The 13,471-nt window shown below is 63.3% G+C and carries 12 protein-coding genes; 5 read left to right on the top strand and 7 right to left on the bottom strand.

Annotated features, from left to right (window positions below; all coding sequences use genetic code 11):
• Positions 1-105: 105 nt before the first annotated feature.
• Entirely contained in the window at positions 106-1,815 is a 1,710-nt protein-coding gene (locus HMPREF9696_RS14010; RefSeq protein WP_051053252.1) for a bifunctional diguanylate cyclase/phosphodiesterase, read from the top strand.
• Between the two features lie 110 nt (positions 1,816-1,925).
• Here the strand turns inward: HMPREF9696_RS14010 and phaR are convergent, their stop codons facing one another.
• Positions 1,926-2,525: a polyhydroxyalkanoate synthesis repressor PhaR gene (gene phaR / locus HMPREF9696_RS14005; protein WP_002713686.1), complete on the bottom strand. Its 600-nt coding sequence runs from the start codon at positions 2,523-2,525 to the stop codon at positions 1,926-1,928.
• Positions 2,526-2,816: 291 nt separating this feature from the next.
• Here phaR and HMPREF9696_RS14000 point away from each other — a divergent pair, with 291 nt between their 5' ends.
• The 3 genes from HMPREF9696_RS14000 to yddG all read left to right on the top strand — a co-directional run bounded on the left by HMPREF9696_RS14000 (position 2,817) and on the right by yddG (position 5,805).
• Positions 2,817-3,992 (top strand): acetyl-CoA C-acetyltransferase, encoded by a 1,176-nt coding sequence (locus HMPREF9696_RS14000; RefSeq protein ID WP_002713685.1) that lies wholly within the window; start codon positions 2,817-2,819, stop codon positions 3,990-3,992.
• A gap of 138 nt (positions 3,993-4,130) precedes the next feature.
• Positions 4,131-4,856, top strand: a complete 726-nt coding sequence (gene phbB, locus HMPREF9696_RS13995) for an acetoacetyl-CoA reductase (protein WP_002713684.1) — start codon at positions 4,131-4,133, stop codon at positions 4,854-4,856.
• 73 nt (positions 4,857-4,929) lie between these two features.
• The gene (yddG, locus tag HMPREF9696_RS13990) at positions 4,930-5,805 is read left to right on the top strand and encodes an aromatic amino acid exporter YddG (protein ID WP_002713683.1); all 876 of its coding nucleotides are present in this window, start codon (positions 4,930-4,932) and stop codon (positions 5,803-5,805) included.
• Here yddG and HMPREF9696_RS13985 read toward each other — a convergent pair whose 3' ends face one another.
• Together HMPREF9696_RS13985 and gloB are read right to left on the bottom strand one after the other, a co-directional pair.
• Entirely contained in the window at positions 5,806-6,261 is a 456-nt protein-coding gene (locus tag HMPREF9696_RS13985) for a cupin domain-containing protein (protein WP_002713682.1), read from the bottom strand.
• Positions 6,261-7,028: a hydroxyacylglutathione hydrolase gene (gene gloB / locus HMPREF9696_RS13980; RefSeq protein ID WP_002713681.1), complete on the bottom strand. Its 768-nt coding sequence runs from the start codon at positions 7,026-7,028 to the stop codon at positions 6,261-6,263. The genes HMPREF9696_RS13985 and gloB overlap by 1 nt, the downstream gene beginning before the upstream one ends.
• A gap of 128 nt (positions 7,029-7,156) precedes the next feature.
• On the opposite strand from gloB, the gene HMPREF9696_RS13975 reads away from it, so the two are divergent.
• Positions 7,157-7,912 (top strand): methyltransferase domain-containing protein, encoded by a 756-nt coding sequence (locus tag HMPREF9696_RS13975; RefSeq protein ID WP_002713680.1) that lies wholly within the window; start codon positions 7,157-7,159, stop codon positions 7,910-7,912.
• A 72-nt stretch (positions 7,913-7,984) separates the two neighbouring features.
• Here the strand turns inward: HMPREF9696_RS13975 and HMPREF9696_RS13970 are convergent, their stop codons facing one another.
• The 4 genes from HMPREF9696_RS13970 to ptsP form a co-directional block, all read right to left on the bottom strand.
• A complete protein-coding gene (locus HMPREF9696_RS13970) occupies positions 7,985-8,704 on the bottom strand; it encodes a DUF4167 domain-containing protein (RefSeq protein ID WP_002713679.1) in 720 nt (239 codons plus the stop codon).
• Positions 8,705-9,152: 448 nt separating this feature from the next.
• Positions 9,153-10,043 carry a peptide chain release factor N(5)-glutamine methyltransferase gene (gene prmC, locus HMPREF9696_RS13965; RefSeq protein WP_002713678.1) on the bottom strand — a complete coding sequence of 297 codons (891 nt, stop codon included), beginning with the start codon at positions 10,041-10,043 and terminating at the stop codon, positions 9,153-9,155.
• Complete coding sequence (gene prfA / locus HMPREF9696_RS13960) at positions 10,040-11,125, bottom strand: peptide chain release factor 1 (protein ID WP_002713677.1); 1,086 nt, start codon at positions 11,123-11,125, stop codon at positions 10,040-10,042. The genes prmC and prfA overlap by 4 nt, the downstream gene beginning before the upstream one ends.
• Positions 11,126-11,195: 70 nt before the next feature.
• On the bottom strand, positions 11,196-13,463 hold the full coding sequence (ptsP, locus tag HMPREF9696_RS13955; RefSeq protein WP_002713676.1) for a phosphoenolpyruvate--protein phosphotransferase: 2,268 nt from the start codon (positions 13,461-13,463) through the stop codon (positions 11,196-11,198).
• Positions 13,464-13,471: the final 8 nt, after the last annotated feature.

Genomic DNA, 13,471 nt, shown 5'->3' with positions numbered 1-13,471 from the left:
GAATCATTCACGCCGTCTCAGAACGAGGCACCTTTGACAATCGCACCTGTCCCGGCCTCGTCATTGCCCGGCTCTGTCGCATCCAGCCGCCCGGCTTCCCTTGGTATGAATCCTGCCGAGAACGATCTTCTGGCCACCCTCGGTCAGGCGAGCTTTTCATGGGACATCGCCAGCGACACGCTGTGCTGGAGCGATAACGCCGCCGCCGTTCTTCGGGACATTCCGGCCTCGGCTCTGGCGAAAGCGGGTGAGTTCTCCAAGCTGATCGAGCCCTCGCGCAGCATCCGCAATGATGCGGTGCTCAACGCGACCGCTGCCGACAGCGGTGAGGGCGTGCCCTACCAGATCGAATACGGGGTACGCGCCAGCACGTCGGCACCGGTGCTCTGGATCGACGAGTGCGGCCGCTGGTTCGCCGGCGCGGATGGAAAGCCGGCGCTGGTGCGCGGCATCGTCCGCATCAACAACGAGCGCCATGCCCGCGACGAACAACTGCTGAAACTGTCGCAGGACGATCCGCTCACCGGCACGCTTAACCGCACGCGCCTCATCGCCGCGCTTGCCGAGGCGATCGAGGAGGCCAGCCGTTTCCGCTCGTCATTCGCGTTCATGCTGGTCGGAATCGACCATCTCGCCCAGATCAACGACGCATTCGGATACGAGGTCGCCGATCAGGTCATTCTCGAAGTCGCGACGCGCATTCGTGCGCGGCTGCGCGGCGGGGACGTGATCGGCCGCTTCTCGGGCAACAAGTTCGGGCTGATCCTGAAGAACTGCTCGGTTGACGATATGCATGTTGCCGCGGAACGGTTTCTCGCGGGCATCCGCGATGACGTGGTGCCCACGCGCTCCGGCCCGGTGGCGCTGACCGCGTCGATCGGTGCGATCAACGCGCTGCGCCATGCCGGCACGGCGGAAGAGGCAATGAGCCGGACGCAGGAGGCGCTCGATCTCGCCAAGGCGCGGCGGCGCGGCTCGCTGATGGTGTGGCGGCCGAATGTCGAGCGCGAGGCGCAGCGCCGCGTCAACATCCGCGTCACCGACGAGATCGTCACGGCGCTGAACGAGCGCCGGATCGTGATGGCCTATGAGCCGGTCGTGTCCACGGTCTCGCGCCAGCCGGCGTTCCATGAATGCCTGGTGCGGATGCGTCAGGAAGACGGCGAGTACTCGCTGTCACCGGATATCGTTCCGGTTGCGGAAAAGCTCGGCCTGATCCGTCTGGTGGATCACCGCGTACTCGAGCTTGTGGTTGCAGAACTTGCGGAAGCGCCGCAGGCGCAACTCAGTCTCAACATCTCGCCCGACACGACCATGGATCCGGACTGGTGGGCCAGCATCGAATCCCTGATGCGGACTCATCCCGGCGTTGCCGAACGGCTGATCGTGGAAATCACCGAGACGGTCGCCATTCAGGATCTGGACGACGTTCGCGGCTTTGTCACGCGGCTGAAGAATTTCGGCAGCCGCATCGCCATCGACGATTTCGGCGCGGGCTATACGTCATTCCGCAATCTGCGGAAACTGGGCGTGGACATTGTGAAGATCGACGGCGCCTTCGTGCAGAACATCGCGCGCTCCGCGGATGACCGCGCCTTCGTGCAGACGCTGATCGACCTTGCGCACCGGCTTGGCATCAAGACCGTGGCCGAATGGGTCCAGGACGAGGAATCCGCCGCGCTGCTGCGGGGCTGGGGATGCGATTACATCCAGGGCCGGCTGACGGGACTTGCGTCCCTGACCAAGCCATGGGCGGCGGGTGCAGGCGCGCCGCAGCAGAGCGCGAAGCCGATTGCCGCCGCGGCGGGCACTTGAACGGCACGCATATTTAGGCGGAACTAAAAATGAATGCGGCGGCAAATCTGCCGCCGCACACAATCGAATATCAGATGAGACCGCCGAGACAGGACGGCCTTCAAGAAGGCCTAGCTCTTGCTTTCGGTTTCGCGCGACATCCGCTCGAGACGATCCTGCATCTCCTTCATCTGACGCTTGAGATCGTCAATGTCGGCCTCGGCCGGTTCGTTCGCCGTCGGCGGCGATTCGGATGACGGTGTGTCCTTGCGCAGCGGCGCGCCGAACGGCTTGAACATCGCGAAGGTACGCTCGAACATTTCCATGTTGCGGCGGACATGTTCTTCCAGCGGCGCGAACGGCGTGTTGCTGAACGTGTTCGTCATCTGCTTGCGGAACTTTTCCTGCTCGCGCGTCAGCGTCTCGATGGATTGCTCGAGATACTTCGGCACCACCATCTGCATGCTGTCGCCGTAGAAGCGGATCAACTGGCGCAGGAACGTGGTGGGCAGCAGGTTCTGGCCTGCCTTGTTTTCCTGCTCGAAAATAATCTGGGCCAGCACCGAGCGGGTGATGTCGTCACCGGTCTTTGCATCATAGACAAGGAAGTCTTCGCCATCCTTTACCATGGCCGCCAGATCCTCGAGCGTGACGTAGGTGCTGGTGCCGGTGTTGTAGAGGCGCCGGTTGGCGTACTTCTTGATTGTAATCGGCTGGTCGGATTTTGCCATGGACTCATTACCTGGATGAGGGAAGCCAGCGGACGGCGCCGGGGGCAGTGCAAACAATGCATCGCAATAAACTAAGCACTTTCAGGCGGGTACGGCTACCGTTTTGTGCAGGACGGTTAATGTCGGGGCAGGACCTAGCGGTGGAACTGCCCATGGGGCAGCCAGAATGCCCTTTGGCCGATTGACAGGGCGGGGCTAGGTTAACAGGATACGCCCAAGGCCAGCCGGGCGTCCGGCGGCTTCCCCGCGGCCTTATAAGGTCCCCTCGACTTCTAAAATCAGGAGATGTCCATGTCAGACGATGTCGTCATCGTCAGCGCTGCCCGCACCCCGGTCGGCACGTTCAACGGCGCGTTCGCCAATATCCCAGCCCACGAGCTTGGCGCAGTCGCGATCAAGGCTGCGCTTGAGCGGGCCGGTATCGAGCCGGCGCGCGTTTCCGAAGTCATCATGGGCCAGATCCTGACCGCAGCTCAGGGGCAGAACCCCGCCCGGCAGGCCGCCATGAAGGCCGGCATTCCGGTGGAAAGCCCGTCCTGGGGCGTCAACATGCTTTGCGGTTCGGGATTGCGCACGGTGGCGCTGGGCTATCAGGCGCTGATGAACGGAGATTCCGAGATCGTGGTCGCCGGCGGCCAGGAATCCATGAGCATGTCGCCCCATGCACAGCATTTGCGCGCTGGCGTGAAAATGGGTGCTCTCGATTTCGTCGACACCATGATCAAGGACGGCCTGTGGGACGCCTTCAACGGCTACCATATGGGCAACACCGCCGAAAACGTCGCGCGGCAATTCCAAATCACCCGGCAGCAGCAGGATGAGTTTGCCGTCGGTTCGCAGAACAAGGCCGAGGCCGCACAGAAGGCTGGCAAGTTCAAGGCTGAAATCGTCCCGTTCACCGTGAAGACCCGCAAGGGCGACATCGTCGTGGAAGCGGATGAAGGTCCGCGTCATGGCGCATCGATGGATGCTATGGCCAAGCTCAAGCCAGCCTTTGAGAAAGACGGTTCGGTGACCGCCGGTAACGCGTCGGGCATCAATGACGGTGCCGCGGCGCTGGTGCTGATGACCGCAAAGCAGGCGGCCAAGGAAGGCAAGACACCGCTCGCGCGCATCGTCTCGTGGGCGCAGGCCGGTGTCGATCCGTCGATCATGGGCACCGGACCAATCCCGGCGTCGCGCGCTGCACTCAAGAAGGCCGGCTGGAAAGCCAGCGATCTCGATCTGATCGAGGCTAATGAAGCCTTCGCCGCGCAGGCCTCCGCCGTGAACAAGGAAATCGGCTGGGATCCCGCCAAGGTCAACGTCAACGGTGGCGCGATCGCCATCGGTCATCCGATCGGTGCGTCGGGCGCGCGCGTGCTGGTGACGCTCTTGCATGAAATGCAGAAGCGCGATTCCAAGAAGGGCCTCGCCACGCTGTGCATCGGCGGCGGTATGGGCATTGCACTTTGCGTTGAGCGCTAGAACCGTCTGAACGCACTGCACAATACAAAAACAAAATGCCCGGCAGTTTGCCGGGCATTTTTTCTTGCTGTTATCGCAAATGGCCTGAATACTTGCCCTCCAAAAACACGTCACTGAAGTTCGGAGGGAATACCTGATATGGCACGCGTGGCATTGGTTACAGGCGGAACGCGCGGCATCGGAGCTGCGATCAGCAAGGCTTTGAAAGCTGCGGGCTACAAGGTTGCGGCAAGTTATGCCGGCAACGACGAAGCCGCGGCGAAGTTCAAGGCAGAGACAGGCATTCCCGTTTACAAATGGGACGTCGCGTCATTCGACGCCTGCGCGGAGGGCGTGAAGAAGGTCGAGGCCGAACTCGGCCCGATCGACGTGCTGGTCAACAATGCCGGCATCACCCGTGACGTGCCATTCCACAAGATGTCGCTCGACCAGTGGAATGCGGTGATGAACACCAATCTCGGTTCGCTGTTCAACATGAGCCGTCAGGTGATTGAGGGCATGCGCGGCCGCAAGTTCGGACGCATCATCAACATCTCCTCGATCAACGGCCAGAAGGGACAGTTCGGTCAGGTCAACTACTCGGCGGCGAAGGCCGGCGATATCGGGTTCACCAAGGCGCTGGCGCTTGAAAATGCACGCGGCGGCATCACGGTGAATGCGATCTGCCCCGGCTATATCAACACCGAGATGGTGCAGGCGGTCCCGAAGGACGTTCTCGAGAAGAATGTGATTCCGCAGATTCCGGTGAGCCGTCTCGGCGAGCCCGAGGAAATCGCGCGCGGTGTGGTGTTCCTGGCCTCCGACGACGCCGGCTTTGTCACGGGCTCGACGCTCACCATCAACGGCGGACAATACCTGCAGTAAGGCGCGTTCCCTCAACAGTGGGAATCCGCCGAATGATATGGCGTCATCGCGGATTGAATGGCATTGATCCGCGATGACCGCCTCGACCGCTACGCTTATCGGCCTCACCGCCATTGTGATGTGGTCGCTGCTCGCCGCGCTTACGGTTGCGACGGGCCGCGTTCCGCCGTTTCAACTGCTCGCAATGACTTTCGCGATCGGCGCCTGCGTCGGCCCGCTGACATGGCTGTGGCGACCGTCCGCCATGCGCGCGCTGCGGCAACCAATATTGGTATGGCTGGTCGGGATCGGCGGTCTGTTCGGCTATCATGCGCTGTATTTTCTGGCGCTCCGCCTTGCGCCGCCGGCTGAGGCCGGATTGCTGAATTATCTCTGGCCGCTTCTAATCGTCTTGCTGTCGTCGTTCCTGCCGGGGGAACGGCTGGCGCCGCATCATATCGTCGGTGCGGTTCTGGGCTTCGCCGGGACGATCCTGCTGTTTGTTGGCAATGGCAGCGCCGCGCCCGATCCGGCGCATATTCCCGGATTCATCGCCGCCTTTGTCGCGGCCTTTGTCTGGGCGGGATACTCTGTCATGTCGCGCAAGCTCGCGGCGGTGCCGACCGACGCGGTCGCGGGATTCTGCCTTGCGACGGCCGTGCTCGCGGCGATCTGCCACCTCGCGCTGGAGCCGACGATCTGGCCGGAGACCACGGTGCAATGGCTTGCCATTCTCGCACTCGGGATCGGCCCGGTCGGCATCGCGTTCTTTGTCTGGGACATTGGCATGAAGCGCGGCGACATCCGTGTGCTGGGCGCCGCATCTTACGCGACGCCGGTGCTCTCGACCGCGTTTCTCATCCTCGCAGGCTTTGCCAGGCCAACCGCGACGCTCGCGATTGCCGCCGCCTTGATTGCAGGCGGCGGACTGATCGCGGCAAAGGACATGATCGCCGGACGAAAGTCCTGATCAGCGCTTGGGCGACGATTGGGGCGGCAACCAGCCGGGCGGTGCAAGCTCGAATGTCCTGAAATCGAATCCGGGCGCGACGGTGCAACTGACCAGAGTCCAGTCGCCGGTGCTGGCCGCAGCCTGCCACGCATGCGCGGGCACGACCGCCTGGGGCTGTTCGCCCGCCGCGAGATTTGCGCCGAGTTGTATGGTTCGTTCGCCGCTGTCGTCCGCAATCTTCAGCTCGAGCGCATCGCCTGCATGGTAATGCCAGATCTCGACCGCATCGACGCGATGCCAGTGCGATCTCTCTCCGCGCGCCAGAAGAAAGCAGATCGCGGTCGAGGCGGCGCGTCCGCCATCAACGGTGCGCGCGTCGCGAAAGGTCTCGCGATAATGTCCGCCCTCGGGATGCGGCTGCAGCCCGAGGCGCGCGATGATCTCGCCGGCGGTGAGACCGGAGACGCCGCTCATCACGATTTGTTTTTGCGTTCACGGATTTCGCCGAACACATCGGCCGGGCTCTTGCCGGTCATGCCGAGTGCCGCAGCGACCGACGGAACGTCGGCGCGCAGGAAGGTGTTGGCTTCTTTTTCGTCGCGCATCAGCGTCGGGATTGTCGGCTGGTTCGCGGCCCTCAGCTTGGCCACTTCTTCGGCGCGCGCCTTCAGCGCCGGGTTGTACGGCTCGATACCGAGAGCGAACTTGACATTGGATGCGGTGTATTCGTGGCCGCAATAAATCCGCGTATCGTTCGGCAGCGCGCGCAGCTTGAGCAGCGATTCCCACATCATCGGATAGGTGCCCTCGAAAACCCGGCCGCAGCCGATCGAGAACAGCGTATCGGCGCAAAACAGCGCGCGGTCGTCATCGAACATGTAGCTGATGTGGTCGAGGGTGTGGCCCGGTGTGTCCAGCACGCGCGCCGTCAGATTGCCGACCTTGACTGTCTCGCCTTCCTTGACCCGCAGGTCGACATCGTGAATCGCCGCTTTCTTGTCGAAGGGAGCGACAACGCGGCATTTGTATTTTGCCTTGAGTTCGGCGATGCCGCCGACATGGTCGGCATGGTGATGCGTCACCAGAATATCGGTCAGTTTCCAGCCTTCACGCTCCAGCGCCGCGATGATCGGGGCGGCTTCAGGCGCGTCGATTGAAGCAGTGGCGCCAGTGGCCGGATCGTGAATGAGATAGCCGAAATTATCGGACAGACAGGGGAATACGCGAATCTCGGCAGCCATGACATCTCCATTCATCGAGGGCGGTTCAGGGTAACACGCCTGCGATGACGAGTGAAATGCGTTAACGCTGGCGCGGAATGGCCTTGCAGCCGCTGCACGCTGCTGCCTGTTCGTGCTAGATTGAAACCATGACCATCGACGTGATTGATCTCCGCAACTTCTATTCGCAGCGCCTTGGAACGGTGGCGCGGCGGCTGATCAATCGCGGCATCAAGCAGCACTGGCCTCATGCGGACGGCCTGCGTGTGGCGGGGCTTGGCTACCCGACACCCTATCTCGGCCTGTTTCGCGAGGATGCCGAGCGCTGCATCGCGCTGATGCCGGCGGCGCAGGGCGTGCTGAAATGGCCGACGGCGCGACCCACGCTCTCCACTTTGGTGGATCAGTTTTCACTGCCGCTGGCGGATGCGGCGGTCGATCGCATTCTGCTGGTTCATGCGCTGGAAATATGTGACGACCCCGAAGGGCTGCTGCGCGAGGTATGGCGTGTGCTGGCGCCATCGGGTCGGATGATGGCGGTCATTCCAAATCGCCGCGGCGTCTGGACTCGGACTGACAGCACGCCGTTCGGTCATGGCCGTCCCTACTCTCGCTCGCAGATCACGCAGTTGCTGCGGCAGACATGGTTTACGCCGACCGCATGGGGCGAAGCGCTGTTCGTGCCGCCATTCCGGAATGGATGGGTGCTGCGCTCCGCGATGGCATGGGAGCGGATGAGCGCGGCGGTGTCGTCGCCGTTTGCCGGTGTGCACATCGTCGAGGCGTCGAAGCAGGTCTATCGCGCAATTCCGGCGCATCGCGAACGCACGCGCCTCATTCCCTCGATGCCACCTGTCTTTGTGCCGACGCCATCACGCCGCGACGATGGTCCGGCGAGAGGCTGACAGGTCCTTGCAAACAAAAAGGCCCGCCGGAGAATGACTCGGGCGGGCCTTTTTGATGTCTATTGATGCGGCTTACTCGCCTGCGGTTTCCGCCGGAGACGGTGCTGCACCTTCGGGGCGCGGACCGGGCGGACGGCGGCGGCGGCGATGACCGAAGCGCTCGCCGCGAGGGCTGCCTTCCTCTCCGCTGTTGCCGTTCGGCTGCGGTTGTGCGCCGCCGGTGATGAATGATGGCAGGCGATCGACCTGATCGTTCTCCGCAGGCTGTGCGGGAGGCTGCGGCTGCTGCCGGTTGTCGCGGTCACGATCGCGGAAGTTCTGTTCGCGCGGCTGCTGCTGCTCGCGCGGATAGGGCTGCTGCTCGCGCGGTTGAAACTGCGGCTGCTGCTGAGGCACGAAGCCGGGCTCGGCACCGAAGCTCGAATAGCCGTCGGTATCGTCGCCGTTGTCGTCGAGCGAATCGCCCTCGGGGCGCTGCATCGGCTGCTGCTGTTGCTGCGGCTGGCTCTGGCGGAACTGTTCCTGCGCCGCTGCGATCAGGCGGAAATAGTGCTCGGCGTGCTGGTAGTAGTTCTCGGCGGCGACCGGATCGCCCGACGAACGCGCGTCGCGCGCAAGCTGCAGGTACTTTTCCGCGATGTGGGATGCGGTTCCGCGGATTTTGATATCCGGTCCGTTCGACTCGAACACCCGGGTCATCGGGTTCTGGCCGCGCCGGTTGTTGTTATTGTTATTATTGTTGTTGTTGTTCCGGCTGCGCATGCGCTTGTTGTTGTTCGGGCCGTTTCTCATGTGGTGCCTTTTACCGATTCTGAATCGAGGTGAAGGAAGTACGGACACGGCGCGAAGCATTCGCGCGCGTGGCGATACCGTCAAAAGTCAGTCCGTGAGTGCCGTCAGTCGCGTTCAACAAGGACGCGGTCTCCAAATGCCCGAAGGCAATCAGCCATTGGGCCGGATCAGCCTGAGCCAACAGGCGCGATGTTTTGCAGTTGAGTGTACAAGCGCAATATCAGGCTTTCGTTCGCTTCGCGGTCCCGAGCAGCGCAGCTCTTTCAGCCTTCGCGCTCGCCATGACCAGCCTTTTTGGAACCTTTCATCCGGCGGGCCTCCCTCGCGGGATTTCCGGCTTCCACCCGTCATTTCTGAGCGGTGGCCAATGCCCTGAACCGATGTTGTGGCCGGAACGTAGTCGCTCCGGGCCGATATTCCAAGAGGTTTTTTCTGGCCCATGCCCCCTTTAAATGGCCGCTTTTCGCCCCATGACAGCCCGATGAATACCGCCAAGATCGGCCCTGGGCGGGTGTGACAAGGTTAACCCAGCCTGCCGCATCAGGGCACTCACATCGGCGCTCTGGCCCTGTCCCACCTCGAAGACGAGAACGCTTTGAGGGGCGAGCAGGGAAGCCGCCTGCGGCGTAATCGCGCGATAGGCATCGAGGCCATCGGCGCCGCCGTCGAGCGCCAGACGCGGATCGTAATCGCGCACATCGCGATCAAGTCCTGCGATCTCCGCAGAGGGGATGTAGGGTGGATTCGACACGATCAGATCGAACGGGCCGGTTAGTGCCGCGGCATAGCTGCATTGAATGAATGACGTCCGGTCAGTGAGCCCCAACCGCTGGGCGTTGAGACGGGCGGTGGCGAGCGCGCTCTCGCTGATGTCGGTGCCGATTCCTGTTGCGGCGGGCAGTTCGGAGAGCAGCGCCAGCAGGATGGCACCGGACCCGGTGCCGATGTCAGCGATGCGCAGCGGTTTCGCCTCAGCAGAATCCGCTCTGATCATTTCAAGCGCAGCGGCGACGATGGTTTCGGTATCGGGGCGCGGAACAAGCGTCGCGTCGGACAGACGCAGATCGAGCCCCCAGAATTCCTTATGGCCGAGAATGCGCGCGACCGGCTCATGCGCAAGACGTCGCTGCGCGAACGAAGCAATGATATCCGCTTCATCGGCGGTGACCGGCCGCGCCGCCTGAACCGCAAGGCCGGTGTGATCGAGAGCGAGTGCTGCGCCGATCAGGAGGCGCGCGTCGAGTTCGGGCGAGTCGATGCCGCCGGCCTTGAACTGCGTTGCCAATGCTCGCCGCGCCGCCTCGACGGTCAATCCGGCGAGCGGAGCGCCAGCGCTCACGACGCGCCGCCCTGTTCGGCGAGCAGCTTGGCCTGATGCTCGGTGGTCAGCGCATCGACCAGTTCGCCGAGCGCGTCGCCGGCGATCACCTGCGGCAGCTTGTAGAGCGTCAGATTGATGCGGTGATCGGTGACGCGGCCTTGCGGAAAATTGTAGGTGCGGATGCGCTCGGAACGGTCGCCGGAGCCGACCTGACCCTTGCGCTCGGCGGAGCGCTCGGAATCGAGGCGTTGTCTTTCGGCGTCGTAGATGCGCGAACGCAGGATGTTCATGGCGCTGGCGCGGTTCTTGTGCTGCGAGCGGCTGTCCTGCATCATCACCACGATGCCGGTGGGAATATGGGTGATGCGGATCGCGGACTCGGTCTTGTTGACGTGTTGTCCGCCTGCGCCCTGCGCGCGCATGGTTTCGATCCGCAGATCAGTGTCCTTGATCGCGACATCGACCTCTTCGGCTTCAGGCAGCACCGCGACCGTCGCCGCCGAGGTGTGAATGCGGCCCTGCGTTTCCGTATCGGGTACGCGCTGGACGCGATGCACGCCGGATTCAAACTTCAGTTTGGCGAACGCGCCGCGTCCCTGCACCTCGGCAATGATTTCCTTATAGCCGCCCATGGTGCCTTCGGAGGCCGAGATCAGATCCACCTTCCAGCCCTGCAGCGAGGCGAAGCGCTCGTACATGCGGAACAGGTCGCCTGCAAACAGCGAGGCCTCATCGCCGCCGGTGCCGGCGCGGATTTCGAGCACCACGTTGCGCTCGTCCATCGCATCCTTCGGCAGCAGCGCGATGCGGATGTCCTGAGCGAGTTCGTCACGGCGCGCTTCCAGCTCCGGACGTTCGCTTTCCGCCATGGACCGCATTTCGGGGTCCGTCGCGGCGTCCGCGATCAATGCGTCGATGCCGCCGATTTCGTCCACCGCCGAGCGATAGGCCTTCACCGCATCGACCACCGGCGCGAGCTCGCTCAACTCGCGGGTGATACGGACATAGGTTTCCGAATTCACCTGGCCGAGCAGTTCGGCCTCCAGCGCGGCGTGACGCGCCAGCAGGGTATCGAGTTTGGATTCGGGCAGTGCGGTCATTATATGGATTTTGGGTTTTGTTCGGCAGGACTGGATTCAAAAGCGGACGTCAGTTCGGCTCTGAGCGTCGCTACAATGAAAGCCCTTCGGCTTCGGCGAATTCCATCAGCTTGCTGCGGATCGACACGCTCCCGGCCGGCGCATCCAGCAGCGGCATGATCATCGCCTCGGCTTTCTTCGCGTCGAGATCGAGGATCAGCGCCTTGACCGGGCCGTGCGCGGTCGCCGACAGCGACAGTGAACGATAGCCGAGCGCGATTAGTACCAGCGCGCCGAGCGTCTGCGACGCCATTTCGCCGCACAGCGAAACCGACTTGCCGGCTGCGTTTGCTTTTCGCGCGATGTCCCTCAGGGCGCGCAGGATCGGCGCGGACAGCGTGTCGAAGCGCTCGCTGACCCGCGAATTGCCGCGGTCCACGGCGAAGAGGAACTGGAACAGGTCGTTCGAGCCGACCGAGATGAAATCGACCCGCTTGAGCAGTTCGTCCATCTGATAGAGCAGCGCCGGAACCTCGACCATGGTGCCGACATCGACGCGCTCGGGCAGGGTGTGCCCGTGCTGGCGCAGATAAGTCAGTTCGCGCTCGATCACGAGCTTGGCCTGATCGAATTCATCGACCTGCGAGATCATCGGGAACATGACGCGCAAATATCTTCCCGAGGCCGCACGCAGCAGCGCGCGAATCTGTCCGCGCAGCAGGCCGGGGCGATCGAGGCCGAGCCGGATCGCGCGCCAGCCGAGCGCCGGATTTTCCTCGACGATGGTGTCCATGTACGGCAGCGCCTTGTCGCCGCCGATATCGAGGGTGCGGAACGTCACCGGCTTGTCGCCGGCGGCATCGAGCACCGCGCGATAAAGCGATAGCTGTTCGCTGGTGCGCGGCAGGCTTTGTCCGACCATGAACTGCAGTTCGGTGCGGAACAGGCCGATGCCGGAGGAGCCGGTGTCGTCGATATGCGGCAGGTCGATCACAAGCCCGGCGTTGATCATCAGATCGACCGGCTGGCCGTCCCTGGTCACGCAGGGTTTGTCGCGCAATTCGCGATATTGCTCCTGACGCCGGGCGCGGAAGCGCACACGCTCGGCATAGGCCGACTGGATTTCATGCGACGGGCGGATGTAGATCGCGCCCGAAGTGCCATCGACGATGATCGCATCGCCGGGATCGGCGATGCCGGCGGCGTTCGGCACTTCGCCGACCGCGGGAATGCCGAGCGCGCGCGCGACGATGGAGACGTGCGAATTGGCGGTGCCTTCTTCCAGCACAAGGCCGCGCAGCCGCTTGCGGTCGTAGTCAAGCAGCGCCGCGGGACCCATCGAGCGCGCGATCAGGATCGCGTTGTCAGGCAACTGTTCCCGTGACGGCGCGTGATCCTGTCCGACCAGTTGCCGCATCAGGCGATGGCCGAGGTCTTCAAGATCGTGCAGGCGGTCGCGCAGGTAGGGATCGGTGGAGCGCAGCATGCGCGCGCGAGTGTCGGACTGCACGCGCTCGACGGCGGCTTCGGCGGTGAGGCCCGTCGCGACAGCTTCGTGTAGCTTGTGCTGCCAGCCCTGATCGTTGGCGAACATCCGGTAGGCTTCGAGCACGTCGCGGTGCTCGCCGCCCTCGGCAACATCGCCGCGCTCCAGCATGCGGTCGAGGTCCGAACGCAGCTTCAGGATCGCGGTATCGAGCCGCTTGAGTTCCTTCGGCAGGTCTTCGGCGATGTAGTTGGTGATGACGACGCGCGGTTCGTGCAGCACCACATGGCCGAGCGCGATGCCGTCCGAAAGGATCGCGCCGCTCTTGTGCAGCGAATGGCGCGCGGCCGGTTCCGCGCCGGGGCGCGCGATGGACGACAATTCGCCCGAAGCGATCATTTCCGCGAGCACCATGGCGGTGGTCTGCAGCGCCTCGACTTCTTCTTCGACGTAAGTGCGGTGCGCACGGTTCTGCACCACCAGCACGCCGAGCGTGTTGCCGGAGCGCAGGATCGGCACGCCGAGGAACGAGTGGTAGATTTCTTCGCCGGTTTCCGGGCGATACGAGAATGCCGGATGCGACTGCGCGTTCGACAGGTTGAGCGGCGTGGCTTCGGAGGCCACGAGGCCGACAAGGCCTTCATGGGCGTTGAGCACCGTCTGGTGGACGGCGTCGCGGTTCAGACCTTCCGTGGCGTAAAGCTCAAGGGTGTTGTCGACGCGCAGCACGTAGGTCGAGCAGACCTCCGCCACCATATTGGCGGCGATCAGCACCACGATCTTGTCGAGCCGTTCCTGAGCGCTGACCTGTTCGGCCATCACTTCGCGGAGCCGTCTCAACAAGACGCGGGGGCCTCCCAGCGCGCTCCGCATCCGTTGAC

The organism is Afipia clevelandensis ATCC 49720 (assembly GCF_000336555.1).
GTDB classification, from domain to species: domain Bacteria; phylum Pseudomonadota; class Alphaproteobacteria; order Rhizobiales; family Xanthobacteraceae; genus Afipia; species Afipia clevelandensis.
Note: the sequence above shows the minus strand (reverse complement) of the source record. Positions and strands in the feature narration are given on the sequence as shown.